The sequence below is a fragment of the Pseudomonas sp. JV414 genome, assembly GCF_032424305.1.
Taxonomy (GTDB): Bacteria; Pseudomonadota; Gammaproteobacteria; order Pseudomonadales; family Pseudomonadaceae; genus Aquipseudomonas; species Aquipseudomonas lini.
Map to the genome: position 1 here is coordinate 848,607 of NZ_VYKC01000022.1, position 26,230 is coordinate 874,836.

The 26,230-nt window shown below is 56.9% G+C and carries 27 protein-coding genes and 1 pseudogene; 15 read left to right on the forward strand and 13 right to left on the reverse strand.

Going from position 1 to position 26,230, the window contains the following annotated elements:
* Positions 1–26 precede the first annotated feature (26 nt).
* From F6R97_RS27825 to F6R97_RS27845, 5 genes are all read left to right on the forward strand, one after another.
* A complete protein-coding gene (locus tag F6R97_RS27825) occupies positions 27–920 on the forward strand; it encodes a LysR family transcriptional regulator (protein WP_038984237.1) in 894 nt (297 codons plus the stop codon).
* A 192-nt stretch (positions 921–1,112) separates the two neighbouring features.
* Positions 1,113–1,901: a DeoR/GlpR family DNA-binding transcription regulator gene (locus F6R97_RS27830; RefSeq protein ID WP_048394792.1), complete on the forward strand. Its 789-nt coding sequence runs from the start codon at positions 1,113–1,115 to the stop codon at positions 1,899–1,901.
* A 61-nt stretch (positions 1,902–1,962) separates the two neighbouring features.
* Entirely contained in the window at positions 1,963–2,199 is a 237-nt protein-coding gene (locus F6R97_RS27835; RefSeq protein WP_050681367.1) for a hypothetical protein, read from the forward strand.
* A 170-nt stretch (positions 2,200–2,369) separates the two neighbouring features.
* Positions 2,370–2,606 (forward strand): hypothetical protein, encoded by a 237-nt coding sequence (locus F6R97_RS27840; protein ID WP_080772176.1) that lies wholly within the window; start codon positions 2,370–2,372, stop codon positions 2,604–2,606.
* Positions 2,607–2,678: 72 nt separating this feature from the next.
* Positions 2,679–3,077: a DUF5329 domain-containing protein gene (locus F6R97_RS27845; protein ID WP_048394788.1), complete on the forward strand. Its 399-nt coding sequence runs from the start codon at positions 2,679–2,681 to the stop codon at positions 3,075–3,077.
* Positions 3,078–3,091: 14 nt separating this feature from the next.
* Here F6R97_RS27845 and chrA read toward each other — a convergent pair whose 3' ends face one another.
* Together chrA and F6R97_RS27855 are read right to left on the reverse strand one after the other, a co-directional pair.
* A complete protein-coding gene (chrA, locus tag F6R97_RS27850; RefSeq protein WP_048394786.1) occupies positions 3,092–4,450 on the reverse strand; it encodes a chromate efflux transporter in 1,359 nt (452 codons plus the stop codon).
* Positions 4,451–4,485: 35 nt separating this feature from the next.
* A complete protein-coding gene (locus F6R97_RS27855) occupies positions 4,486–5,337 on the reverse strand; it encodes a CAP domain-containing protein (RefSeq protein ID WP_048394784.1) in 852 nt (283 codons plus the stop codon).
* Between the two features lie 189 nt (positions 5,338–5,526).
* Here F6R97_RS27855 and F6R97_RS27860 point away from each other — a divergent pair, with 189 nt between their 5' ends.
* Together F6R97_RS27860 and F6R97_RS27865 are read left to right on the forward strand one after the other, a co-directional pair.
* A complete protein-coding gene (locus F6R97_RS27860) occupies positions 5,527–6,147 on the forward strand; it encodes a cell wall hydrolase (RefSeq protein ID WP_038983808.1) in 621 nt (206 codons plus the stop codon).
* Between the two features lie 306 nt (positions 6,148–6,453).
* Positions 6,454–8,355 carry a potassium transporter Kup gene (locus F6R97_RS27865; RefSeq protein ID WP_315867443.1) on the forward strand — a complete coding sequence of 634 codons (1,902 nt, stop codon included), beginning with the start codon at positions 6,454–6,456 and terminating at the stop codon, positions 8,353–8,355.
* 154 nt (positions 8,356–8,509) lie between these two features.
* Here F6R97_RS27865 and F6R97_RS27870 read toward each other — a convergent pair whose 3' ends face one another.
* Entirely contained in the window at positions 8,510–9,580 is a 1,071-nt protein-coding gene (locus F6R97_RS27870) for an alkene reductase (protein WP_315867444.1), read from the reverse strand.
* Positions 9,581–9,682: 102 nt separating this feature from the next.
* On the opposite strand from F6R97_RS27870, the gene F6R97_RS27875 reads away from it, so the two are divergent.
* From F6R97_RS27875 to F6R97_RS27885, 3 genes are all read left to right on the forward strand, one after another.
* Positions 9,683–10,564, forward strand: coding sequence for a LysR family transcriptional regulator (locus tag F6R97_RS27875; protein WP_048395309.1), 882 nt, complete (start codon positions 9,683–9,685; stop codon positions 10,562–10,564).
* Positions 10,565–10,703: 139 nt separating this feature from the next.
* Positions 10,704–12,419: an amidase gene (locus tag F6R97_RS27880; RefSeq protein ID WP_038983805.1), complete on the forward strand. Its 1,716-nt coding sequence runs from the start codon at positions 10,704–10,706 to the stop codon at positions 12,417–12,419.
* A 93-nt stretch (positions 12,420–12,512) separates the two neighbouring features.
* On the forward strand, positions 12,513–12,971 hold the full coding sequence (locus tag F6R97_RS27885; protein ID WP_048394776.1) for a metallophosphoesterase family protein: 459 nt from the start codon (positions 12,513–12,515) through the stop codon (positions 12,969–12,971).
* A 62-nt stretch (positions 12,972–13,033) separates the two neighbouring features.
* On the opposite strand, the gene F6R97_RS27890 is transcribed toward F6R97_RS27885, so the two are convergent.
* Positions 13,034–14,392 (reverse strand): hypothetical protein, encoded by a 1,359-nt coding sequence (locus tag F6R97_RS27890; RefSeq protein ID WP_315867445.1) that lies wholly within the window; start codon positions 14,390–14,392, stop codon positions 13,034–13,036.
* A 327-nt stretch (positions 14,393–14,719) separates the two neighbouring features.
* Between F6R97_RS27890 and F6R97_RS27895 the strand changes: the two are divergent.
* A pseudogene (locus F6R97_RS27895) lies at positions 14,720–14,947 on the forward strand (metallophosphoesterase family protein); the annotation flags it as partial.
* Between the two features lie 346 nt (positions 14,948–15,293).
* On the opposite strand, the gene F6R97_RS27900 reads toward F6R97_RS27895, so the two are convergent.
* A complete protein-coding gene (locus F6R97_RS27900; protein ID WP_082239612.1) occupies positions 15,294–15,695 on the reverse strand; it encodes a GFA family protein in 402 nt (133 codons plus the stop codon).
* 159 nt (positions 15,696–15,854) lie between these two features.
* On the opposite strand from F6R97_RS27900, the gene F6R97_RS27905 reads away from it, so the two are divergent.
* Positions 15,855–16,316: an NUDIX hydrolase gene (locus F6R97_RS27905; RefSeq protein ID WP_050682652.1), complete on the forward strand. Its 462-nt coding sequence runs from the start codon at positions 15,855–15,857 to the stop codon at positions 16,314–16,316.
* An 81-nt stretch (positions 16,317–16,397) separates the two neighbouring features.
* Here F6R97_RS27905 and F6R97_RS27910 read toward each other — a convergent pair whose 3' ends face one another.
* Complete coding sequence (locus F6R97_RS27910) at positions 16,398–16,859, reverse strand: NUDIX hydrolase (RefSeq protein ID WP_050682653.1); 462 nt, start codon at positions 16,857–16,859, stop codon at positions 16,398–16,400.
* A 106-nt stretch (positions 16,860–16,965) separates the two neighbouring features.
* Positions 16,966–17,502: an AAA family ATPase gene (locus F6R97_RS27915; protein WP_315867446.1), complete on the reverse strand. Its 537-nt coding sequence runs from the start codon at positions 17,500–17,502 to the stop codon at positions 16,966–16,968.
* A 582-nt stretch (positions 17,503–18,084) separates the two neighbouring features.
* Here F6R97_RS27915 and F6R97_RS27920 point away from each other — a divergent pair.
* Complete coding sequence (locus tag F6R97_RS27920) at positions 18,085–18,231, forward strand: YHYH domain-containing protein (protein ID WP_409999815.1); 147 nt, start codon at positions 18,085–18,087, stop codon at positions 18,229–18,231.
* A gap of 562 nt (positions 18,232–18,793) precedes the next feature.
* Here F6R97_RS27920 and F6R97_RS27925 read toward each other — a convergent pair.
* From F6R97_RS27925 to F6R97_RS27940, 4 genes are all read right to left on the reverse strand, one after another.
* Positions 18,794–19,792, reverse strand: coding sequence for an NADP-dependent oxidoreductase (locus F6R97_RS27925; protein ID WP_315867447.1), 999 nt, complete (start codon positions 19,790–19,792; stop codon positions 18,794–18,796).
* 77 nt (positions 19,793–19,869) lie between these two features.
* Positions 19,870–20,739: an alpha/beta hydrolase gene (locus F6R97_RS27930; protein ID WP_315867448.1), complete on the reverse strand. Its 870-nt coding sequence runs from the start codon at positions 20,737–20,739 to the stop codon at positions 19,870–19,872.
* Between the two features lie 47 nt (positions 20,740–20,786).
* Complete coding sequence (locus tag F6R97_RS27935) at positions 20,787–21,575, reverse strand: SDR family NAD(P)-dependent oxidoreductase (protein ID WP_038983787.1); 789 nt, start codon at positions 21,573–21,575, stop codon at positions 20,787–20,789.
* Positions 21,576–21,626: 51 nt separating this feature from the next.
* The gene (locus tag F6R97_RS27940) at positions 21,627–22,748 is read right to left on the reverse strand and encodes an alkene reductase (RefSeq protein ID WP_315867449.1); all 1,122 of its coding nucleotides are present in this window, start codon (positions 22,746–22,748) and stop codon (positions 21,627–21,629) included.
* 146 nt (positions 22,749–22,894) lie between these two features.
* On the opposite strand from F6R97_RS27940, the gene F6R97_RS27945 reads away from it, so the two are divergent.
* Positions 22,895–23,470, forward strand: coding sequence for a TetR/AcrR family transcriptional regulator (locus tag F6R97_RS27945; RefSeq protein WP_038984235.1), 576 nt, complete (start codon positions 22,895–22,897; stop codon positions 23,468–23,470).
* A 114-nt stretch (positions 23,471–23,584) separates the two neighbouring features.
* Here the strand turns inward: F6R97_RS27945 and F6R97_RS27950 are convergent, their stop codons facing one another.
* Complete coding sequence (locus F6R97_RS27950) at positions 23,585–24,454, reverse strand: GyrI-like domain-containing protein (protein WP_038983785.1); 870 nt, start codon at positions 24,452–24,454, stop codon at positions 23,585–23,587.
* A gap of 331 nt (positions 24,455–24,785) precedes the next feature.
* On the opposite strand from F6R97_RS27950, the gene F6R97_RS27955 reads away from it, so the two are divergent.
* Entirely contained in the window at positions 24,786–25,559 is a 774-nt protein-coding gene (locus F6R97_RS27955) for a nuclease-related domain-containing protein (protein ID WP_038983784.1), read from the forward strand.
* A gap of 142 nt (positions 25,560–25,701) precedes the next feature.
* Here F6R97_RS27955 and F6R97_RS27960 read toward each other — a convergent pair whose 3' ends face one another.
* On the reverse strand, positions 25,702–26,181 hold the full coding sequence (locus F6R97_RS27960; RefSeq protein ID WP_038983783.1) for a VOC family protein: 480 nt from the start codon (positions 26,179–26,181) through the stop codon (positions 25,702–25,704).
* Positions 26,182–26,230 lie beyond the last annotated feature (49 nt).

Here is a 26,230-nt window from a genome sequence, read left to right on the forward strand (position 1 = left end):
GAATAACCAATATGCCAGGTATTACCATGAATAATCTGCGACGCCTGGACATCAACCTGTTGCTGACCCTTGATGTCTTGCTCTCGGAACACAACGTGACCCGTGCGGCGCAACGCCTGAATTTGTCTCAACCGTCGGTGAGTGTTCATCTCGCCAAATTGAGGGACATTTTCGGTGATCCGTTGTTATTGCCAGGGCCACGAGGCATGCGGCCCACGGCCAGGGCCGATGAGTTGCGCGAGCCGTTGCGCCAGGCACTGGAAGCTCTGGAACGCGCCGTGTCGCCCGCCAGCCCTTTCAACCCGGCCGAGGCACGGCAGACGTGGAATGTCATGGCGTCCGACTATGGTGAGACGACTATCGTTTTGCCTGCGTTAGCCGGGCTGCGTTCGTCAGCCCCTGATACGCGCCTGGCGGTGTTTGACCTGGTTCCGTCACAGATAGCCAGACAAGCGGAGCAGGGGGCAATCGATCTGGCATTTCATACCAGCGAGGGCGCTCCCCTCGGCTTGCGGCGTCGCGCGTTGTTTACCGAGCAGTATGTTTTGGTGGGTCGTGCCGGCCATCCGCAGTTGAAAAAGCGACCGACACTTGAGCAGTTCTGCGAGCTCGACCACGTGATCGTGTCACGGGATGGTGGGGCGTTTCAGGGTGCCACCGACCAGGTGCTTTCGGCGGTGGGCATGACGCGCCGAGTGGTGCTTTCAGTCCCGCATTTCCTGTTTGTGCGGTCGGTGGTGGAGAGCACAGACATGGTGGCGATGCTGCCGTCGCGGCTGGTTGGCGATATGCATACGCTGGAGGTGGTCGAGCCACCGCTTGAAGTTCCGGGTTACGAGATGTCGATGCTCTGGCCCGAGCGTGTTCATCGCGATCCTGCGCATCAATGGTTGCGTGAGTTCATTGTGAGTGCCTTGTGAGGGGCATCAATTGACCACAATCCTGTGGGAGCGGGCTTGCCCGCGATGGCGGTTGCACATCCAGCATTGATGTCGTCTGACACACCGCCTTCGCGAGCAAGCCCGCTCCCACAGATTCTGCGCTGCCATGCCGGTTGTGTTCATTCAGCTGTTTGGCTAATCTCGCATAAACACGCAAAAACAGGCATAACCATGCAAGCCGAGCATTCCACCGCCGAACTCCCGCAGCTGCGCCGTCAGAAAATCCTCTTGATTCTCGAACGCGACGGCAAGGTCATGGCCTCCGAACTGAGCCAGCATTTCGCCGTGTCTGAAGACACCATTCGCCGGGATCTGTCGGAGCTGGCCAGCGCCGGGCTGGTGCAGCGGGTACATGGCGGGGCGCTGCCGCGGCCCAAGGACACGGGCAAGGATTACTTCACCCGGGTCGGCGAAACCGATGAAGTGAAAACCCGACTGGCCCAACTCGCCGCACGCCGGGTCAAAAACGGCCAGATCGTGATTTTCGATTCCGGCAGCACCACGCTGCAGATCGCGCGTTCGCTGCCTGCTGACATCTCCATTACGGCCATCACCGCGTCGCCGATGATCGCGATCACCCTCGCCGAATACAAAGGCATCACGGTGATCGTCGCCGGTGGTCAGCTCAACCCCGTGACTATGTCTTCCAGCGGACATGAAACCCTGCGGCTGATCGAGGGCATCAAAGCCGACCTGGTGTTCACCGGGGTCTGCGCCATTCATCCGGAAGTCGGCATCAGCTCGCTGCATTTCGATGAGGTGCCGGTGAAGCAGGCGATGCTCTCCAGCGCTTCCCACGTGATCGCCGTCACCACCGCGGACAAACTGGGGGCGGTGGAGCCCTTCGTTGTTGCGCCTTGCAACCGTGTGCATACCCTGATCACCGAACGTCACGTGGCCTCGGGCAATGTCGAGGATTATCAAAAACTGGGGATCGAGGTGGTGCAGATAGACGCTTGAGCGTCATCGCCGTCAGCGGTGTATGAGTTACGCTGATAGCTACGACGGGAGGAATGCAGTCATGACTGAGCGCCATATGATCCACTCGGAAACGCTATCGAACGGATGCACGATCAAGGTTAAGGCCGAGATATTGAGAGACGGTTCGCTGGGGATGTTCATCGGAGTTTACTGGCCGGACGGCTCGACCATCGTTGAGGACAACCACCCGTCGCCGCATCTGCTGGACATGGAAGCCGCGCTGGACTGGGCCATCGAAAAAGCCAAGACCATCGGTAACAGCCAAAGAACGCTGTAAGGCTAACGCCGTCATTGAAATCCGTAGCAGGCTTTGCCAGTTAAGGAGTGCGTCGCGGAATCATTAAGCATCTGGAAGGTCGTATCTGCGGTTTGCACGCACTTCGAATGAATTCGTGGATAGCGTCAACTCATCCCCGCAGCTCTGACCTTTGCTTTTAGGATGTTCAAATGAAGCGCACCGCGATAATGACCCTGGCCATTGCAAGTACCCTCCTGTTGGGAGGCTGCTTTCCTCACTGGGAAGATGACGACAGGTACGATCGGGATCACCGTCGTGAATACCGTCGCGACCATGACCGAGGCTATGACCAACGTGATGGTCGAGGGTATGACCGCGATTACGACCGTCGTGATGACCGCCGTCGTTACCGCGATCGAGACCGCGACGACCGGGACGACGATTGATATTTGCCCCTCAGCCTTCAGAGCGCAGGGCACTGCCGCTCTGATCTGCCGTTAGTCATGCGAGGTGTCACCATGGAAATTCTGACTGGACGTTTCGCTCGACCCCTCAGTCAATGGCTGATCGCGGCGGGTATCGGCCTGACCGCCATAACGCTCGATGCACTGGCGCAAACCCCACCTCAAGCCACTCAGGAAATAAACAGCTTGCTGGACTTTGTCGAGCACAGTGAGTGCCGGTTTGTGCGTAATGGAAGCGAATACCCTGGCCCTGAGGCCCGGGTACATCTGCAGAAGAAGCTGACGTACCTCGAAGACCGGAACAAGGTAAACAGCGCCGAAGACTTCATCGAGCTGGCGGCCACCCAAAGCAGTATGAGTGGCCGTGCCTATGAAGTGCGCTGTCCGGCAGGCGTACAACCCGCCAGCCTCTGGCTGAAGACTGAACTACAGCGGCAACGGCAAAGTCATTAATCCCTTTTGATGGGCTAGCGCAGCAGATGCACCGCCAGCCCGATCAGCCCGCACCCCATCAGTACTTCGATCACACCCCGCTTGAAGCGGAACAAGGCAATGGCCGCGGCAATGGCGATCAGCGCTGATGGCCAGTCGAGTTGACCGCCGAAGCCGTTGGGCCACAGCACGTGGTAGCCGAAGAAACACGCCAGATTAAGGATCACGCCGACCACCGCCGCAGTTATCGCGGTCAGCGGCGCGGTGAGCCTGAGTTCGTTGTGCGTCGATTCCACCAACGGGCCGCCGGCGAGAATGAACAGGAACGAAGGCAGGAAGGTGAACCAGGTCACCAGCGTAGCGGCGAGGGCGCCGGCCAGGAACATGTGTTCGGGGCCGAACACCTGCTGAACATAGGCGCCGACAAAACCAACGAAAGCCACCACCATGATCAGCGGCCCGGGAGTCGTTTCGCCGAGCGCCAGGCCATCGATCATCTGCGTGGGTGTCAGCCAGCCATAGTGGCCGACAGCGCCCTGATACACATAAGGCAGCACGGCATACGCGCCGCCGAATGTCAGCAACGCTGCTTTGGTAAAGAACCAGGCCATCTGGGTCAGGGTGCCTTCCCAGCCGAACAGGGCGGTGAGAATCCCCATAGGCAACACCCACAACGCCGCGCCCACCAGCAATAAACGCAGCAATTTAAAACTTCTGAAACGGGCGTGTTCGGGAGGCGGGGTGTCGTCGTCGATCAAGGCCGGGCCGAAGGATTTTTTCGTCGCACTGTGGCCCCCGGTGCGGAACCTTTCAGGCGCCAGACGTCCGCCGACATAACCGATGATCGCAGCGCCCAACACAATCAACGGGAAGGGCACATTGAACGCGAAGATCGCTGTGAATGACGCTGCGGCGATTCCCCACAGCCAGTTGTTCTTCAACGCTCGCGAGCCGATTCGGTGGGCTGCCTGCACCACAATCGCGGTCACGGCAGGCTTGATCCCATAAAAAATCCCGGCCACCACCGGCACTTCGCCAAAAGCGATGTACACCCAGGACAACACGATCAGGATGAACAGCGAAGGCAGCACAAACAGCGCGCCGGCAATCACGCCGCCCCACGTCCGGTGCATCAGCCAGCCGATGTAGGTCGCCAGCTGCTGAGCCTCCGGCCCAGGCAGCAACATGCAGTAGTTGAGGGCGTGCAGAAAACGCCGTTCCGAGATCCAGCGTCGGCGCTCCACCAACTCTTGGTGCATGATCGAGATCTGTCCGGCCGGCCCGCCGAAACTGATGAAGCCGAGCTTCAGCCAGAACAGAAACGCTTCCCGCAGGCTGATGGCCGCAGGCTTCGACAGGTCCTGCTCGACGGTCGAAGAGGGGGCTTTATTCAAATCACGATTCCTTTTTCAACTGTCGAGTCAAGCCTTCACGGCGCACCAAACATCGCCGTCCAGTAAATGCCCGCATCGCTCTTCGGGTCCACCGCATAGGCCGCCCCCAGCTCGCGAAATTGCGGGTTCATCAGGTTGGCGCAATGGCCCGGGCTTGCCAGCCAGCCATCGACCACCTTGCGTGCGGTGTCCTGTCCGGCGGAGATGTTCTCTCCGACCTGCTGACCGGCGTAACCCGCCAGTTCAGCCCGATCGCCCGGCGTGCGCCCGTCGCGGTCCTTGTGATCGAAATAATTATTGTTGGCCATGGCCCGGCTGTGGGTCTCGGCCGCGGAACCCAGTGTGGCGTTCCAGGCCAGCGGCGTCGTGGCGGCAAAGGCTTGGGTGCCGCACTGGCGCGTCTGAGCGCGGGCGCTGTTCATCGCTTCGAGCAGTTTCTGTCCCTCCGCCTGCCAGTCGCCCAGACGCCCGGTCAATAGCGGACGCGCCAGCACGATGCGCCATTCACGGCCATCGCGGCTGACGCCGATGTCGACGAATTGCGGGTCCAGCACCACTTGGCAGAAGCTCTCTTGAATCGCCTTCATGGCGGCCGGCGCATCACGCGGGCCGGACAAACTGATCGCCTGCACATTGACCATCGGATAAGCCGCGCGGGCCAGTGCCTGCTGCAAGTCGCCGATGCTGTTGGCGGACAGGACCAGGCGCGGATCGCTCGCCAGCGGCGGCAATTCCGAAGACGCCTGGCCGCCGCAGCGCTGCGCCTGACTACGGTAAACGTTGATCGACTCAACCAGCTGCGTTTCATCGGCTGCCGAGGCGGCGACGCTGAACACCAGCCCGAATGACAACACGGCAAGATGCAAAACGGATGACAGGCTGCGCATGAAAATCTCCCTTGAACGGACTGCGTCCATGATGCGCGATTTCACCCCTGTGAATGCAATGCCTTTCGCCTCGATATGCAGATTATTGTCAGGCGGCTGGAATGACTTGCGACGACTACAATCACAGCAAGTCAGCGCTACAACATCGCGGTTTCATTGCTCAAGCCAGTGTCATCGGAAGGATCGTTCATGCGATTAAAATGGGTACTCACCTGCTTCGCAATCATCCTTCTGTGCGGTCAGGTATTGGCCGCTGACCAAGAGAAAAAACAGGAAGTGGCCGAAGACAAGGCGCACGTCCTGGAGGAGAAAGCCGCCGAGAAGGACGGCGAACTTCCGGTGCCCAAGTCCGCGGTCATCACCCCGTCCGAAGCGCAGGCGGTCGATCCGGCAGGCGCAGCCCCTCTGGACGATGCAATCACCTGCCTTGCACGCAGCATCTATTGGGAAGCCAAAGGTGTGGCACCTGCCAACATGGAAGCCGTCGCCAGCGTGGTCATGAACCGGCTCGGCCATGGTGGGTTTCCCGATACGGTGTGCGCCGTGGTCAAGCAAGGTTCTGAAACGGGCTCCTGCCAGTTTTCGTGGTGGTGCGACGGACGTGCGGATCAGGTAAAGGAAGACGACGAATATGCCCTCTCCAAGGAAATCGCGCGCAAGGCGCTCAACAAGCAACTCAAGGACCGCACTCATGGTGCTTTGTATTTCCACGACAGAACGGTAAAGCCCGCCTGGGCAAAGAAATACACCAGGACGGCCGAGACCCGGAAGTTTCTTTTCTATAAGCCTGGTGGCGGGAAGGCGCAGTAGGTACGAATCGCTCGATGAGCATTGGAGGAGGGCGCTGCCGGTAGAATTTTACGGTTTTTTTACGGTGGATGTTCTTCCCCGCAACGATACTTGCCGCGTTTTTTGATCATCGATATGCCTGCAATTCTTCCTGATGCCAGTCAGTTAAGGTGCGAAACCTGTGGGAGCGGGCTTGCTCGCGAAGACGGTGGCACAGTCAACATTGATGTCGCCTGACACACCGCTTTCGCGAGCAAGCCCGCTCCCACATGGATTTTGCTTAACTGACTGACATTGCAATCCTTCCTCCTTATCGAGAAGCTACCCGTGAGCGAAACAGCGATCCCTGCCCATGAAGAGTCCCACTCCAAAACATCAGGCGTGGGTTTGCTCGTCGCCGCGGTAGGCGTGGTTTATGGGGATATCGGCACCAGCCCGCTTTACACCCTCAAAGAAGTGTTCGCCGGTCACTACGGAGTCCAGGCCAATCACGACGGTGTACTGGGCGTTCTGTCGTTGATCTTCTGGTCACTGATCTGGGTCGTCTCGATCAAGTACGTGTTGTTTATCCTGCGCGCCGACAACCAGGGTGAGGGTGGGGTCATGGCCTTGACGGCGCTGGCGCGTCGGGCCGCCGCGCCCTTTCCCAAAATGAGCAGGGTCCTGGTATTGCTTGGCTTGTTTGGCGCGGCGCTTTTTTACGGCGACAGCATGATCACCCCGGCCATCTCGGTGCTCTCCGCGGTTGAAGGGCTACAACTTGCGTTCGATGACATCGAGCATTGGGTGGTGCCGTTGTCCGTTGTCGTCCTGGTGGCACTGTTCCTGATCCAGAAACATGGCACGGCGCGTATCGGGATTCTGTTCGGCCCGGTCATGGTGCTGTGGTTTGTGGTGTTGGGCGCACTCGGCATTTACGGCATCTTGCAACGGCCGGAAGTTCTGCAAGCGCTGAATCCTGCGTGGGCGGTGCAGTTTTTCGTGGTTCATCCGGGCATCGGCGTCGCCATCCTGGGCGCCGTCGTGTTGGCATTGACCGGCGCTGAAGCACTGTATGCCGATATGGGCCATTTTGGTCGCAAACCCATTGCTCGTGCCTGGTTCATCCTGGTGCTCCCCGGCCTGGTACTCAACTACTTTGGCCAGGGCGCGCTGATTCTCGGGAACCCTGAAGCGGTACGTAATCCGTTCTATCTATTGGCACCTGACTGGGCGCTGCTGCCGATGGTCGCGCTCTCGACACTGGCCACCATCATCGCCTCCCAAGCCGTGATTTCTGGTGCGTTCTCACTGACTCGCCAGGCCATTCAGCTGGGTTACGTGCCTCGTATGTTTATCCAGCACACCTCCAGTCAGGAGCAGGGGCAGATTTACATCGGCATGGTGAACTGGGCGCTGATGGTCGGCGTCGTGTTGCTGGTCATCGGCTTTGAATCGTCCAGTGCACTGGCGGCGGCTTATGGTGTGGCGGTGACGGGAACCATGCTGATTACCACCATACTGTCCTCGGCCGTTGTATTGCTGCTGTGGAAAACGCCTCGTTGGTTGGCGATTCCGATGTTATTGGGTTTTCTCGTAGTGGACAGCCTGTACTTCGCCGCCAACGCTCCGAAGATCTTCCAGGGCGGTGCGTTCCCGGTGATCGCCGGTATTGCCCTGTTCATTTTGATGACCACCTGGAAACGGGGCCGAAAGATCATTGTCGAGCGACTGGACGAAACCTCGCTGCCTCTGCCGTTGTTCATCAGCAGCATCGGCTCGCAGCCACCCCATCGTGTGCAGGGTACCGCGGTATTTCTGACGGCCAGGGCTGATGCGGTTCCGCATGCCCTCTTGCATAACCTGTTGCACAACCAGGTTCTGCACGAGCAGGTGGTGTTGCTCACTGTGGTGTCTGAAGACAGCCCGCGTGTGGCTGCGGATCGGCGGTTCGAGGTCGAGGCTTATGGTGAAGGGTTCTTTCGAGTGAGTCTGCACTTTGGTTTTATAGAGGAGCCTGACGTACCTCTGGCGTTGAGCCTTTGCCATTTGAAAGAGTTGGATTTCAGCCCAATGCGCACCACGTATTTCCTCAGCCGGGAGACTGTCATCCCGACCAAACGAATCGGCATGGCTCGTTGGCGCGAAAGCCTGTTCGCGTTTTTGCTGAAGAACGCCAACAGCAACCTCAAATACTTCAAGTTGCCGCTCAATCGTGTGATAGAGCTGGGCACGCAGGTTGAGATGTAGACGGCAACAGTCAGTCAAACGCACATCCCTGTGGGAGCGGGCTTGCCCGCGAAGAGGGAGTGTCAGTCGACATCAATGTTGCCTGATACACCGCTATCGCGGGCAAGCCCGCTCCCACAGGTTTTGCACCAGATTTTTAGCCTTGCAGCGCCACTCAGGCGCTTTGAGCCGGGCTCATGGCCGGGTAATCGATATACCCCTGAGCGCCCGGTGCGTAGAACGTGTCTTTGTCCGGCACATTAAGCTCGGCGCCTGTGCGAAAACGCTCGGGCAGGTCTGGGTTGGCGAGGAATGCGTTGCCAAACACCACCGCGTCGGCCTGGCCCTTAGCGAGCAGGGATTGGGCGGCGTTTTGGTCGAGCCCGCCACCGATCAGGTAGCTGCCATCGAACAGGGGACGCAACAAGGCGTGGTAGTCGACGCTGGCGCCGAAGAGGGCAACGTGCAAATAGGCGAGATTCAGCCCACGCAATTGCTCGACCAGATACGTGTAGGTTTCTTGCGGATTGGCATCGACGATGTCGTTGAAGTTCATTTCAGGGGAGAGCTTGATGCCAACGCGATCGCTGCCAATTTCCGTCGCCATGGCGTTCAACACCTCCAGTACAAAGCGAGCACGGTTTTCAGCCGATCCACCGTACTCATCCGTGCGCTGATTGCTGCCCGTCGAGAGAAACTGTTCAGGCAGATACCCCGAAGCGGCATGCAGCTCGACACCGTCGAAACCGGCCTCGATGGCCAGGCGTGCGGCCTGACGGTAGCCTTCGATGACCGCGGCAATCTCGACCACGCTCAGCGCCTGTGGGGTGACAAAGTCCTGAAGGCCTGTGGCTGTCCAGGTCTGACCGGCGGGTTTGATCGCGGAGGGGGCCTGTGGCAGGGCGCCGTCAGGCAACAGCGAAGGGTGCGATATGCGTCCGCAGTGCATCAGCTGCATGAAGATCCGCCCACCGCGAGCATGTACGGCTTCGGTCACTTGCTTCCAGGCGGTCACTTGCTCGGCGGTTTCGATACCGGGAGTGCGCACATAACCCTTGCCCAGAGCCGCAGGGAACACCCCTTCAGAGATGATCAACCCGGCACCGGCGCGCTGCGCGTAGTAGGTCGGCACCAGCTCGCTTGGCACCCCGAAATCATCGGAGCGCGAACGGGTCATCGGTGCCATGACCATGCGGTTGGACAATGTATGGCGACCGATCTGGACTTGAGAAAAAAGCGAATGCATTGCGGTACTCCTCAGTAAACGATGTGGCTATCATTGATCAATCCGAATCCGGGATAAACCGGGTAAAACTGAATTGACTGATCCACTGATGGAGCAATGACATTGGAGTTTCTCAACGACATGGCGTTGTTCGTCGAAGTCGTGAAGGCGCGCAGTTTCCGTCGGGCGGCGGAGGCGATGGGGATGCCGAATTCGACGCTGTCGCGCCGGATAAGTGGCCTCGAGAAGGAAATCGGGCTAAGGCTTTTGCATCGCACCACGCGAAAAATCGAGCTGACCGAGGCGGGGCAGTTGTACTTCGATCGCTGCAAACGCATCGTCGACGAAGCCCGGCTCGCGCACGAGCAGCTCGGCGAAATGCTGGCCCGGCCCAGCGGTGTACTGCGGGCTTCACTCCCGGTGGATTTCGCCAATATCTACCTGGCACCACTGATTGCGGAGTTTGCCCAGCTGTATCCCGGTATCAGCTTCGAGTTGGATCTGACCCCACGTCAGGTCGATCTGGTGAGTGAGCCGGTTGATGTGGTCATTCGCATGGGCGAGCCCGCGAGTTCGAACCTGATTGCCCGCAAGCTCGCCAGTTTGCGCCGCTGCCTGTATGCCTCACCCCGTTATCTTGAACTGCACGGTGATCCGATTCATCCCTCGGACCTGACCAACCACGAATGCCTGCGTATGCGCGGCACGCGCGCCGACCGCTGGATACTCTCCGGCAGTGAAGCGGAGGTGGAGGTTGAGGTTGGCGGTCGATTCGAACTCAACAGCGTGGGAATGATTCGACGACTGGCGACGCTGGATGTGGGGATTGCATTATTGGGGGAGGGTATCGTTGCGCAAGACGTCGCCGATGGCACACTGCGCAGAGTCTTGCCGCAGTGGCAGGCTTCACCCGTTTCGGTTTACGCCCTCACCGAGACACGGCTGTTGCCGGCTAAAACCCAGCGGTTTATCGAGTTTCTGCGTGAACGGCTTGAGGATGCCTAGTCTTCCAGGGGTGTTCATGGAGTGGGCTCTTTCTCTACTCTATGCAGTCAACGAGCAACCGCTATTAAAAACCATTTTGAGATAAGTGATGTCTTTGAGCCCAACATCAAGTCACCCATCAGCCGCCGGCGGTAATAGCATGATTGAGGTCACCGAGGTTTCCATAGCCCAACTGCGTGCTGCGCTTGAGTCGGGCCAGACGACGGCGGTTGAATTGGTCCAGGCCTATCTCGCCAGGATCGATGCCTACGACGGCCCCGACACGCCCACCGCGCTCAACGCGGTGGTGGTTCGCAACCCCGATGCGCTCAAGGAAGCGCAGGCGTCCGATGCCCGTCGGGCCAAGGGCGAGACGCTGGGTCCGCTCGATGGCATTCCCTATACGGCCAAGGACAGTTATCTGGTGAAGGGGCTCACCGCAGCCTCTGGAAGTCCCGCCTTCGCCAACCTGATTGCTTATCGCGATGCGTTCACCATCGAACGGCTTCGTGCCGCTGGCGCGATTTGCCTGGGCAAAACCAACATGCCGCCCATGGCCAACGGCGGTATGCAGCGTGGGGTCTATGGCCGTGCCGAAAGCCCGTACAACGCTGACTATCTCACCGCGCCCTTCGCATCGGGCTCATCGAATGGCGCCGGTACCGCAACCGCCGCCAGTTTCGCGGCATTCGGCCTCGCCGAAGAAACCTGGTCGAGCGGCCGGGGGCCTGCCTCGAACAATGGTTTGTGTGCCTACACGCCTTCGCGCGGGGTGATCTCGGTGCGCGGGAACTGGCCGTTGACGCCGACCATGGACGTAGTCGTGCCGTTTGCCAGGACAATGGCAGACCTGCTCGAAGTGCTCGACGTGGTGGTGGCGGATGATCCCGACACACGGGGCGATCTGTGGCGGATGCAACCTTGGGTGCCCATTCCGAGTGTCGCCTCGGTGCGTCCCGCTTCGTATCGGTCGCTTGCCGCGAATACCGATGCCCTCGCCGGAAAGCGCTTCGGCGTTCCTCGTATGTACATCAACGCGGATCCCGAGGCGGGCACGAGTGACGCGCCTGGCATCGGCGGTCCGACAGGCCAGCGAATCAACACCCGTGCCTCCGTGATCGGCCTTTGGGAGGAGGCTCGCAAAGCACTTGAAGCCTTTGGTGCCGAAGTGATCGAAGTCGATTTCCCGCTGGTCTCCAATTGCGAGGGCGATCGTCCTGGTGCACCGACGGTGTTCAACCGCGGCCTGGTTTCCAAAGAGTTCCTTCACCATGAGTTGTGGGACCTGACGGCTTGGGCGCTCGACGATTTTCTGCAGGCCAATGGCGATCCAACACTCAATCGCCTGGTCGACGTGAATGGGCCGCTGATTTTTCCGCACGACCCAGGAACGCTGCCCAACCGTGAGGACGACCTTGCCGCGGGCATGGACGAGTACGTGCGGATGGCCGAGCGCGGCATCACCCCTTGGGATCAGATCACCACAGTGCCGGACGGACTACGCGGCCTTGAGCAGACGCGCCGACTCGATCTTGAGGACTGGATGGATCGGTTGGGGCTCGACGCGGTGATCTTCCCGACGGTGGCCGACGTCGGGCCGGCGAATGCCGATGTCGATCCGAAGTCTGCGGACATCGCGTGGAGTAACGGTGTCTGGGTCGCCAACGGCAATCTCGCCATCCGCCACTTGGGTGTCCCTACGGTCACGGTGCCGATGGGCGTCATGCCGGACATCGGCATGCCCGTCGGGTTGACCTTCGCCGGTCGTGCCTATGACGATTCGACGCTGCTTCGCTTGGCTTCGGCGTTTGAGTCGACGGAGACGAAGCGATTGATTCCGCCTCGAACCCCACCCTTGTCGGGTGGCCAAAAATAAGAAGGGCGGGCCAGAGTGATCTGGCCGTACTCAACACTGCAGCCCACAAAAATAACCTGAGTTCCCATACTTGAGCCCGGTCTGGAGCTTTGCATGAAAGTTGGCGTGATCTCCGATACCCATGGCTTACTGCGCGCCGAAGCCCTTGCTGCCCTGGAGGGTTGTGAACGGATCATTCACGCCGGCGACATCGGCAAGCTCGAAATCCTTGATCAACTGGCGTCCATTGCCCCGCTGCACGTAGTACGCGGGAACAATGATCTGGACGCCCCTTGGGCAGAAAATATCGCCGACCGACTATGTTTCGACCTGAATGGATGGCAGACCTTACTGGTTCATGACATTGCCGATGTCCCTGCCGTGCTTGATGCAGACATAAGGCTGGTGATCACCGGCCATTCGCATAAGCCACGCATGGAATGGCGCGGCGAACGGCTATACCTCAACCCGGGCAGCGCTGGCCGGCGGCGCTTCAAACTACCGGTGACGCTGGCTCTACTTGAGGTGCTTACGTGCTCGATTGAGCCGCGCCTGGTTTCGCTACTGGAATGACATTCCTTGGATGGTCTTGGTAAGGCATGCGGATTCAGTTCTTCTATGGATATCGGAGACCTTCATTCATCCATTGCTCCTTCTTGCTCTGCCTCTACCTTGTTTTTAGGTTGATAGAGTCCTGGCGCGCCTGTATATCCGGTACGTGACGCGGCATTGCCAGTCGCTCCCTGTAACTTTGCATTTTCGGCTTTTAACCATTCGTCCATTGCTCTTTCTTGCTCTGATACCTTATTTTGAATTTGATAGAGTCCTGGCGCGGCTGTATACCCGGTACGTGAAGCGGTATTGTCAGTCGATCCCTGTAATTTTGCCTTTTCCGCTTTTAACCGTTCGTCCATTGCTCTTTCTTGCTCTGCTGATACCTTGTTTTGAGGTTGATAGGGTCCTTGGGTGGCTATAGGTCCACTGCCGTCATAACTGGGCTCGTAGTTTTTAACGGTGCCATCCTTCAAATGCTCCGTTGAACTAGCAATTTCTCTTGAATTTCTATCGTCTTTTTTAGTTTCAGTCGCAGCCTGGCTTGAGTTCTGACTGACAGAGTTTTCACTAGAATTAACGGTGTTTGCGATGGGTGTATCACTGGCCGTGTTAGACTTCAGGGGAGGGGTGGCGGGAGCAGAGACGGTGTCTACTCTAACTTTGGATTTATTTTTCTTTCCCGATTTATTACTGTTTTTTTGCATTTTCTTAGTCGTTGAAAAAGCAGAGTTTAGTTCTTTTTTATTCTTGTGAATAAGATTGTCAATCGGAACGTAGCTAATAAGTTGGTTGGGTCTTTTTCTAATATTTGAATTATAAAACTTCACTTGTCTCTGTGTTAGCTGAATATTAGCAATGGCCGGCAATCGAATGAGGCCAACAATCGCCTCGCGAGCAATAGCATAGGTGAGTTGATCAAAGCTGTAAAAAGAACTATTACTGGATTTTGGTATGGTAGGGGACAGTGCCATTATTTCAATGGCGCTCTCATGCATGGAGAGTATTTTTCCTGCCACTAAATCTTTATAGGTGTAAACAACATTGCACTTCGATCGAGTTCCACTCCAAGCGTTGCTTATCGACACTGAAGATACTTCTGTGCTTATTTCAATGCGGCCACTGTAATTTCCAAATTCGATAAAGCGATCGCTGTCATGGATTTCTTTCTGGGTCGCATTCTTGATGGCGCTTCCCCAGTTCGAAACTTGCAATTCGCCTGAAAATGTATTGTCTATACCTACATTTCCTTTGGTTTTTATTTCTGCAGGAAGCACAATAGTATCTACATTGTATGCAAAGTCATAATAGTCAATGTCAGGAACAATGCTCTTGTTTCTTTCGCTTGAGATTTCTGAGTAATTTTTTATGTCGGCACAACTCGTCATTACGAAAAAGCTAAAAGCCAGCACGAGTAAGGCCGTTCTTTTTTTCATCGACATGTTACTCTCCTATAATTATTGATTAAGGGTTTGCTTGCTTTGTCGCTGACGCATAACAGTGATTAGACCGAATTCGGCGATAAAGAAATAATAGAGGTCTCTAGATAATTCTGCGTTACCCATTCCGACTTTTTTTAAAAGTTCATATAAATCATAGGCCTATATTGCACGTCCAACTCCTCAGCTGTAATCGCGCGACTTCTTTTTTTTGGCGCCAATATAACTAGCCGATGACAGAACGCGATCAATAGGGGGCGAGGAGACTGAATGTAACTCTTGGCTTTGGGAGGTCGCTTTTGGCCCAGGCTGAGAAAATATCGCCGACCGACTATGTTTCGACATGACATTGCCGATGTCCCTGCCGTGCTTGATGCAGACATAAGGCTGGTGATCACCGGCCATTCGCATAAGCCACGCATGGAATGGCGCGGCGAACGGCTATACCTCAACCCGGGCAGCGCTGGCTGGCGGCGCTTCAAACTACCGGTGACGCTGGCTCTACTTGAGGTGCTTACGTTATCGATTGAGCCGCGCCTGGTTTCGCTACTGAAATGACATTCCTTGAATGGTCTTGGTAAGGCAAGCATCTCCCCCGTAGGTAGCTTTGCAACGGAAGCGTTAACGACCAGACCTGTTGTGTATCACTCGGCTAGACCTAACGCGAGGGGCCAGCCTGCTGAACGATTTAGCCAACCTGTTGCGTCCACCGGGTGAATCACAACTCAAAGCTGACAGTGGTGATAGGCAGAAATCGATCCATAGCGGCCTTTCGTCGTGGCTCATTTTGTACTAATCACTTAACTCTCTATAGGCGCTCAGCTTCTCCATCAACGTTCCGGCAGCTTCCAGTTGTCTGGCCGTTTTCAGCCCTTCGTGACAGGCAGAAATCGACCCACTGCTGTCACTGGTGTTGCGGCCAATGATCCGTGATTTCATACCACGAGGCCTTGGATGGGACCTGAACGTGCTTTTGTTTATCAGAGGTGAATGTTGTATCCAAGGTGCCCAAGGCGATCGAGATCCAGCCAGAATATTCACCTTGGCTTTTTGACCAGAACAGCGACGAACCGCACTGGTCGCAAAACTGACGCAGGACTGACTCAGAAGACTGGAACGACTTAATGCAATCGGCACCGTGAATAAGCTGCAGATTGCTGCGCAACACACTGCCATAGCTGGCGAATGCGGCCCCATGGCTTTTGCGGCATTGGCTGCAATGGCAGTGAGAAAGTGCTTTAGGTCGTGAAGAGATTTGGTATTTGACGGCGCCGCAAAGGCAGCTGCCCGAGAAGGGGGCATTCATATAGGGGAGCACCTTCAGACGAGGAGGCAGCCAATTTAAACAGCCAGCGTAGACGAAGTCGACCGGTTGAACCCACAACCCATAACGGACATTCTAAGACCAGTCGTGAGATCGGGCCAAGGCTGTATCATCTACTTCAGTGTTGATAAGGAAATCGCTATGTCACCCAACAAAGCCTGCCCCGTTATTCTTTCGAATACGTCTGTCCCACGCATCCTGTTATTCCGTCATCCACTCGCAGGCGTGCAACTGGTCAAAGGTACGATCGAGGCCGGTGAAACACCAGCCCAGACCGCGCTACGTGAGTTGAGAGAAGAGTCCGGTATCGACGCCGCCACGGCCGTCTGCGATATGGGCTATTGGATTGCAGGGCATCTGGATCAGGTTTGGTCGTTTCAACTTTGTGAAGCGCAAATACCCTTGCCAGAACAATGGACTCACTACACGTTCGACGACCATGGTCACGCCTTTAGTTTTTTTTGGGCTCCCCTCGATGATTTGCCATTTGCACATTGTCATCCGGTCTTTCATCGAGCGTTGCTGTATGTGAAAACCGCGTTGTCGAAGGGTGGTTACCTGATGGCTAAAGATCAGCACCTGAGCCGATTATCCCCGACTTGATGGTCTCCAGCGGCGCGGTTACTCGGAGCGTCTGCTTCTGGTCCAGTGTGTGTAAAAACGCATATGGATTCGCGGTGACGGTTACGCAGCCGGTTCGAAGACACCTGCATCCACGAGCATTTCAACTAATGCCTCTGGCCATACCGTTTCTCCAGTAAATCTCAGCTCGTGAGCGGACCACCAGTGATGATCTGCCATGACCTGAGTCTCGTGTAAGGTCCATTCGGAGCTAGAAAGGGTCTGGCTTTGCGCATGCACAACGAAGTACTGCTCAACAGCGAACACTGTTTCGCCGTTGGGCAGGAGCATTGAAAACCTCCGATCTGCCACAGGCCCTACAACTGTGTTGACCTGAATACCGGTCTCCTCACGTAGTTCACGTATTGCAGCGGCGTGGAATGTTTCTCCGCCTTCAAGACCACCGCCAGGGGTGGCCCAATAATTTCTACCGGCTAAAGCCCCATCTTTATGGATAAATTTGAAAAGAAGGACATCCCGAGAGGGGCTTATAACTAGTAATCGTGCGGCCTTTCGCTCACGCATTTGACTTTCCCTGAAATTTTGAAATGTGGAGTGCCGCCCTGATCAGCCGGAGGTAACTACATGGTTCGTCTCAGCATAACCTTGGGTGGCGCTTGCCGCCGTTCATCTATTCAAGACAGGTTTCAGGCGTTGCGGGCAAGCTATCGAGAAATGCTCCAATCTGCCGGCTACGCCGCAAGTACACCGTAGGAATTTGCGGGCCTATAGCCAGGCGCACCGCCTCGATGCCTGGGCGGTAGCTGCGATCGAAATTCAACACGAAGTTCAGGAAGGTCAGGAAAGCCCGGTCGAGCTTTTCTGTACAGCCTGCTGCAAGGTCAGACCGAGGACGATTCATTACGCTGCGCATTATCACCCGGGTGAAACAAGTGAGCCGCGGGGTATCAAGCCAGATGATCAGGTCGGCACGGGGTAGGCGAAGATCGAATGTACGCCGAGCATAGTTGCCTTCACAAATCCAGGCAGCCGGTGCGATCGCTTCGCTGACCCGTGCGCGAAACTGCTCAGCGTCAGGTTCGACCCAGCCGGGCTCCCAGAACAGTGTGTCCAAGTGCACCACGGGCAGGCCAAGGCGCTTGCCGAGGGCGCGGGCGAGGGTAGATTTGCCGCTACCGGCATTGCCCAGAATAACAATCCGTTGCATGGGGCCTTCCTGTCGCGAAAAAAGCCGGCAATTGTGCAGGTTTTGGATGATCAGCTAAAGGCTGATGGGTGGGGCGACCGAACTACAGAACTGAATTTTTTGTTGTCTACTGCGCTATTTGCGGATGAGAGCAAGATGTCGTCCCCTCTTTGCCCCCATGGAACCTCAACTTGTGGCCGATTTCTGCCGGCAGCGAAGGGCCGCAATCGACCCCAAAGCCGACATTCATTTTGAGTCGCTCAATCGCTGGCTCAGAGGACAGTGTCGTCACGTAGAAATAAACAAGGCCGCAATCGCAGCCTTGTTTATTTCGGAGTGTTACTCGTGCGAATGGCCGTGCTCGGCACTCTCGGGGGTTGTGCCTTTTTCGCCACCGCCGCATGAAAGCGACGAGTTTCCCGTTTGTAGGGGATTTTATATCCCCCCTAGGGGGATGTGGGGCCCTCCTAAACCAGAGCCAGTGGTAGCTCAAGAAGTGTTCATCTAATGTTGGGAAGACAGTTAGGAAGTCGCTTGCCCAATGAAGGCAATTAGCCATACGCTGGGAAGCGTGAGATATCTCACGGATAAAAAAACATGAGCATGGAGCAAGCCCTGATGAAACTGTCCGCCATTTTGATCGCCGCTTTACTTTCGATTACGTCCGTTGCTGTCTTCGCGCACAGTGGCGGTACTGATTCAAAAGGTTGCCATCGCAACCATAAAACGAACGACTACCACTGCCACTAAACAGCAAGAGCACACCTTGCGGCTGGGCCGCAAGGTGGCTTTCTCACATTTGTGGAGGCCAGTTAAAGAAAGGCTTCTTTCATGCGCTTCAGACTTTAAAGTGAAGGGCCGCTTCTGGTCCAGAGTGTGTAAAAACGCTTCGTCAAAATTGAAGTACGCACGTCTACGTTAAATCCGAAATTTATCGGCACGTCAGCAGATGTGGATTTCGCGCAGAAGCGCGATTTCCAGTCCGGTTTTGAGTACCTGTCGCGCTCGGAAACGTTTTTACACAGCCTCGGCCATTAGCGGACGTTCGGCCTACATCCGCTTTCGATGCAAACTTGCCATTCGCTACGAGCTTGTGGCGAAGTAAGCATTGTTTCAATTGAAGGAACCATTTCTCGTTACTGCTCAAGCATCAAGCTACGCCAAATTATCATCGGCTTTTCTACAGGTGCGACTTCCGGTTGCAACTGCTCCTGCGTGTGCCGGTTGTGCGGTGGCGGCTCCTCTGGTTCAGGCGCTGGAATGTGATACTTGGCGGCATGCACGTTATCTACGGTCATTTTTTGTAGTGCGCTTACTTGATTGTTATGGTGACTTTGCCTTTTGATCTGCCCTGCTCGACGTACCGCAACGCCTCTGCAGTCGATTCAAAAGGGAAGGAACGATCGATGACCGGTTTGATGACGCCAGCTTCGATAAGCGAGGTGATTTTTTGCAGTTGTACCCCGTCGGCACGCATAAACAAAAATGCATAGCTCACCCCATGCTTGCGGGCTTTTCTACGAATACCGCTGCTCAGCAAGCGCATGACTTGCCGTAGCATCCAGGACAAGCCTTGCTCTTGGGCAAATTCTGCTGTCGGTGGTCCGGAGAGGGAAATGAGCTGTCCGCCAGGCTTGAGAACCTTGACCGATTTCTCCAGTACATCGGTGCCGAGGCTGTTCAATACCACGTCGAAATCGCGCAACTCGTTTGCAAAATCCTGCTGTCTGTAATCGATGACCACATCCGCCCCGAGCGCTTTCACCCATTCGACATTCGCCGTACTGGTGGTGGTCGCAACGAAGGCGCCGAGGTGTTTGGCGAGCTGGATGGCAAGCGTGCCGACACCGCCGGATCCGGCATGAATCAACACCTTCTGGCCTTTTTTCACCTGGGCGGTCTCAACCAGCGCCTGCCAGGCTGTCAAGGCGGCCAAGGGGATGGAAGCCGCTTCGGCCATTTCGAGATTCGAGGGTTTCAACGCGAGCGCGTTTTCGCTCACGGCGATCAGTTCAGCAAACGTCCCGATCCGTGCCTCGGGAGGACGTGCATAGACTTCATCTCCTGGCTTGAATCGCTTCACCGCCGAACCCGTGCGAACGACCACTCCGGCCAGGTCATTGCCCAATATCAATGGAAATGTATAGGGCAGGATCAGTTTGAACTCCCCCGTTTTGATCTTCGAGTCCAACGGGTTCACGCTCGTTGCATGCACCTGGATCAGAACGTCATGCACACCGACCGCAGGGTCGGGCACTTCGCCAATCATTCCGTTCTGCTTGCCGTAGCGGTCGATAAAAAATGCCTTCATGTTGCAGCTGCTCTTGTCAGTGGAAGGAGAATGGGGCGGGGCCCTGGCAACGTTGATGCGATTAGACGTTCAGGCTGTCAGGCGTCGAGGAACGCCAAAGCCTTGGCTACGAAATCGGTAGGGTGCTGGAAAATGCTGCCGTGCCCGGCGTCCTGGTAAATGATCAGTTGCGCGTTGGGGATTCGCTTCGCCAGCTCACGCGAGTTGACAGTGGGCACCATGATGTCGTTGTCCCCGTTGGCTATCAGCGTCGGCATACGCAGGCGACCGAGTTCTTGCGGCGCCTGCTTGCCCCACGCAGTAATGGCTTTCAATTGCCGTAAAAACGCGCGGGGTGTCGGGCCTTTGTCCCGGTCTTGCCTGCGCTCTTTCAATCGTTGCAAATACTCGGACGCAGCGCGTTGTCCGTTGGCCGTGGTGGTAAAGAACAGGTAGAACTTGGGATCTCGTAGCGTCAGCAGACCCTTGATCATTAACGGCCAGGTCACCGAGCCGACGTTGTCGATGCCTGTGCCGCCGGCCGGTCCGGTTCCGGTGAGGATCAATCTGCGCACGCGTTCGGGTGCTTTCAGGGCGATGTCTTGAGCGACGAAGCCGCCGAGTGAAAAGCCGAGCAGGTCAACCTTGTCAAAACCCAGCGCACGGATCAGGCCGATTGCATCGTCAGCCATCTCACCGACGGTCAATGGCGCGGCGCCGCCCGAGCCACCAATACCGCGGTAATCAGTCGTGATGACACGCCGGGTTTTTGCCAGACCGTCGATGATCCTGGGGTCAAAGTTATCCAACACTGCCCCCCAATGGTTGAACATGACCAGCGGGACCTCCGTCCTGGGTCCCAGGTCACGATAGGCGAAGGGTATCCCGCCAATCAGAACCGACTGGTTCGCCGCGTTGATAAATGACGACTGCGAACCCGGGTGATTGCTTGTAGCCATAAGGGTCATGTTTACTCCGTCCGATTGCGGGGCGAGGCCGAGCTGCTCGACAGGGTTCAGACTTGAGTCAAATAGCGTTGCGCCACGGCGGACTGCCTGATCTGCGACAAAAGACCCTGACGCGCGGTTTGCAAGGCATCCCAGCGCTCGCCTTCATGCAGCGGAGGAATGGTCACCGGTTCGCGACGGTCGAAACCAACCAGTGCGGCATCAACCAGGTCACCCACTTCCATGATGTCGCTCAAGGTGTTGATGTCGATACCGGCGCGATCCCAAATTTCCGTGCGGGTGGCGGCGGGCAGTACGGCTTGCACATAAACACCCTGAGGCGAAAGTTCCAGGCTCAGGCCTTGGGAAAGGAACAGCACAAACGCCTTGGTCGCCCCATAGACCGACATGCCGAACTCAGGCGCCAGACCCACCACCGAACCGATGTTGATGATCGCGCCTTCACCTGCTTTGGCCAGGCGTGGTGCGATGGCGCTGGCGAGCCGCACCAGCGCGGTGGTGTTGAGGGCCACCAGTTGCGCAACGCTGTCAGTGCTTTGCTCGATAAAGTTGCCGGACTGTGCGGCGCCGGCATTGTTGAGGAGGATGCCGATGCGCGCGTCATCCCGCAGGCGCGCTTCGACAGTGTGCAGGTCGCTGAGTTGAGTCAGGTCGGCCTGAAGCACTTCAATGGTGACGTTGTGTTCGCCGCGCAACTTTGCGGCGAGCGTTTCCAGGCGCGAGTGGTCGCGGGCGACCAACACCAGATCATGCCCGCGTTGGGCGAAACGCTCGGCGTAAACCGCGCCGATGCCAGTGGAAGCGCCAGTGATGAGAACGGTAGGGCGAGTAGTCATGATGTCAGCTCTTTTTTCGGGAACATAATGGGGATGGATGCGCGATCAAAATCAGGCTCGATCAGCCAGCGCCTGGTTCGCGGCAACGCTTGATTCGGCAAGCGTCGGGTAGTCGATGTATCCCGCCGCACCGCCGCCGTAGAGTGTGGAGGGGTCGAAGGCGGACAGTGGCGCACCGGTCTTGAGCCGCTCCACCAGATCAGGGTTGCCAATAAAAGGGCGGCCAAAGGCGATCAGGTCGGCCTTGTCATGCGCAAGGCGTGCCGTGGCCAGGTCCAGGTCATAGCCGTTGTTGGCGATGTAGGTGTTCTTGAAGCGCTGGCGCAAGGCGTCGAAATCAAAGGGCGCCACGTCGCGAGGTCCACCGGTCGCGCCTTCGACGACGTGTAGATAAACGATGTCCAGAGCATTGAGTTGGTCGACGATGTAATCGAACTGAGCCTGTGGATCACTGCTCGATACACCATTGGCCGGCGAGACAGGCGAAAGGCGAATGCCCGTGCGATCAGCACCAATCTCGGCGGCCACCGCGGCCGTCACTTCCAGCAGCAGGCGCGCACGGTTTGCGATCGAGCCGCCGTAGGCATCAGTACGCAGGTTGGCGCCGTCTTTGATGAACTGATCCAGCAAATAGCCGTTTGCACCGTGGATTTCCACGCCGTCGAAGCCTGCCGCAATGGCGTTTGCCGCCGCTTGGCGGAAATCGTTGACGATGCCCGGCAGTTCGTCAGTCTCCAGCGCTCGCGGCTCGGAAACGTCGTCGAAGCGATTGTTGACGAACACCTTGGTCGCGGGACGAAGCGCGGAAGGGGCTACCGGCGCCGCGCCTTGCTGTTGCAGATCGACGTGGGAAACACGGCCCACATGCCACAGCTGCAGGAAAATTCTCCCGCCCTTGGCGTGCACGGCATCGGTCACCTTGCGCCATCCCTCTATCTGCGGCTGCGTGTAAATGCCCGGGGTATCCTGATAGCCCTGTCCCTGCTGCGAGATCTGCGAGGCTTCGGAAATCAGCAAGCCCGCGCTGGCTCGCTGGCTGTAATAGGCAGCAGCAAACTCACTCGGCACAAAGCCTTTGCCGGCGCGATTGCGCGTCAGTGGGGCGAGAACCACGCGGTTCGACAGCGTCAGGGCGCCAAACGTGTAAGGGGTAAACAGATTCAGGTCGCTCATGGGTGTTTGTTCCGTGCCCGTTGGTAAAAGGTCATATTGCTTGCGATTAGGATGATGATCGAAATCTAAACTGTCAACGGTTTTGATTATGTTCAACATCTATGTATCATCAACCGATGAATTTCAGCGGTAGCGAGGTATCGAACATGCGAGTGTCCAAGGCCCAGGCCCAGGCAAATCGGGAGCACATCGTCGAAACGGCCTCAGTCGTGTTTCGCGAGCGCGGTTTTGACGGTGTCGGCGTGGCCGACCTGATGGCCGCCGCCGGTTTCACCCATGGCGGTTTCTACAAACATTTCGGTTCGAAGGCTGACCTGATGGCCGAAGCCTCGGCCAATAGTCTTGCGCAGTCACTGGCCAGCGCCGAAGCATTGAGCGTGAAGGATTTCATCGATGTGTATGTGTCCAGGGATCATCGCGACGGGCGCGCCACGGGTTGCACCATGGCGGCGTTGTGCGGTGACGCGGCGCGTCAGTCGGGCGATTTGAAGTCGGCATTCGCTGAAGGCATCGAGCGCACGTTGCAAACGCTCGGCGAAAAATACCCGACCGGACCGGATGCGGCGCCGGGTGAGGCGAGGGTGAAAATGATCGACCTGCTGGCGCGAGCGGTCGGCGCGATCATGTTATCGCGCGCCTGTCCTGACGACTCGGCGCTGGCCGATGAAATACTGGCGGTGTGTCACGCGCAAATGACCGCATCTTTATCTATTCAATCGTAGATTCAGTCGTAGAGGGGATAGATGGATGTCGCACAAAGCGTGCTGACGCGCTTTCATTTCGTCGTTGGACGACATGCATGAGTGTCCGCTCAGGGTCAAAAGCTGCTTGCTCCACTATCGCAGCGGAACATACACATCAGTTTGCCATTGATCCTGCGGTGTTTCGGGATAGACGCTCAGGTAATGAAAGAACAGTGGCTGGTCACGAAGTTCCTCTCCACTGGCAGGAAGCCAATCGCGGTAAATCGGATAGATCGATTCGCCGATGTGATCCGGTGACCCTGCGTGTCGCACCACGACGCAGCGACCGCCAGGAATGACGATCTCGTGCACGCCGAACTCATTCGGCGCCACGGCCTCGTGAATCTCGCCGCAAATGGCGAAGCGCAATGCGTGTGGAGGTGTCGTATCGGGGTTGCCATAGGGAATGCCAAAGGTGCGACTCGATCCCACCGGCGACTGTCCGCTCTGCATACGCCACTCGATGAACTTGCGCACGCTCTCATTGACGAGCCCGGCGGGCCCGCAGTGCTCAAGCGTTGCTACCCTGACTTCAGGGAATTCCACAATTCGTACTTGCATGATGATAGTCCTGGAAAAATGAGGGATTGCGAATACCGCATTCCAGACCTGCCAGTTCGGTTCCTTCCTGAATGCACTCGGCGTCATACCGAACGCCCGCCTGAACGCCCTGCAAAATGCCTCGGGACTTTCAAAGCCGGCACCGAGTGCGGCGTTCAGTACCGAGTGATCAGCGAGGGCGGCCAGGCGATGTGCCGCGCGTCGTAGCCGCATCAGTTGCACATAACGTGAGACAGGCACTCCTACGAACGCGGTGAATTGTCGATGGAAGTGAAACGCCGAAAAGTTCGCCACATGGCTCAACGTCTTCACCGACAGATCACCTTCGAGATGGGCATCAATGTAGGCGAGTACGGCGTTGAAGCGTTTTGTGTAAGCGAAGTGGGTCGGCATGTCAGACACTGGGAAAAGGCTCCTGGAAGTACGGTCGTCAATAGAGTCGACTATAGCGGCGTGAACGCGCCTAGCCGCGTTTGCTCAAGGCACGTTTTGGGTTGGCCAATGCGATTATTTCCAAAAATCTGACAGCGCTTGGTTAATTCAGCAGACGCAAAATTGTGTAGAAGTGCGATTTTCGTTCCGGTTTTGCCTGTCAAACCTGCTTTAAAGCGTTTTTACACAGCCAGGGCCGAAAGCAGACGCCCGTTACCTCGCCTACGCTAGGAAGGAACAAAAGGGTGAAGGCGTAGCCACATCCGGCTTACTGACACACGTTCGCCACGCAAAGGAAGCGATGAATATTTTTGTGATGCTCCAGCCGCTGTTCGACATGCTGATGTGGCTGCTGCCATTGTTGGTCCTGGCCATCATCATCAAGACGCCCTGGTTCAAGGGCTGGTTCGGTGAGTTGCTGGTGCGGGCATTTGCCCACTATGGGCTGGATGGCCAGGTCTACCGCCGGTTGCACAACGTCACACTGGATACGCCCGATGGCACTACCCAGATCGATCATGTGTTTTTGTCGCCTTTTGGCATTTTCGTGCTGGAGACCAAAAACATGGGCGGCTGGATCTTTGGAGGTGAGCGCCAGGCCCAGTGGACACAGCAGATCTTCCGGCATCGCTTCAGGTTCCAGAACCCGCTGCGGCAGAATTACAAACACTTGAAGGCACTAGAAGCGCTGCTCAGCGTTCCGCCCGAGCACATCCATTCTGTAATCGCCTTCGTCGGCGGCAGCAGCTTCAAGACCGTCATGCCGGACAATGTCACCCAAGGCGTCAGCTGCATCCGCTATATCAAGTCCTTTCAGCAGCCTGTATTTAACGACGCGCAGGTGAGTGTAATGGTGAAGGCGCTGGAGAGCGGGAAGAGGGACAGTACGTTCACTACCCACTACGAGCATGTACAACGCCTGAAACAGCGAAACGACCCTTTCGCGAAACGCAGTTGCCCGCGTTGTGGAAGCGCTTTCGAAATTCGTATCCGTAAGACAGGCGATAGAGCAGGCGAGCGATTCTGGGGCTGCAGCGCCTACCCCAAATGTCGAGCGAAACAGGATTTGGATTAGTCCTCCAGGCACTTCGTCCTTTGAAGCCGCGAATGAAAGCAACTGACTAGTCATCCGTTCCCGGCAAAAACGGCCGCTCATGAGTTTTCTAGTCCAGCGCCTGGCTTCAGCACTGGCCACATTCGACGGGTCTCAGCGCTGGTTAACGCTTCAGAGCCGCTTCGATCGCCGCGATGTCGATCTTTCTCATCCCCATCATGGCGTCGAACGCGCGCTTGGCCGCCGCTCGATCAGGATCGGTTATCGCAGCTGTCAGAACGCGTGGTGTGATCTGCCACGACAGTCCCCACTTGTCCTTGCACCAGCCGCAGGCACTTTCCTGGCCGCCATTTCCGACAATCGCGTTCCACAAGCGGTCCGTTTCGGCTTGGTCGTCGGTCGCAACCTGGAACGAGAAAGCCTCGTTGTGCTTGAACGCCGAACCCCCGTTCAGCCCGAGACAAGGGATGCCCATCACCGTGAACTCGACCGTCAAGACATCGCCCTGTTTGCCCGCCGGATAGTCGCCAGGCGCGCGAAGGACAGCGCCCACAGTGCTGTCCGGAAACGTCTCGGCATAGAACTTCGCAGCGTCCAGCGCGGTGCCGTCGTACCAGAGACAAATCGTGTTTTTGCTGATCATCTTGGTTCTCCAAAATGGGGACTGATGCGTGCGTTCTAGTAGCGTAGGT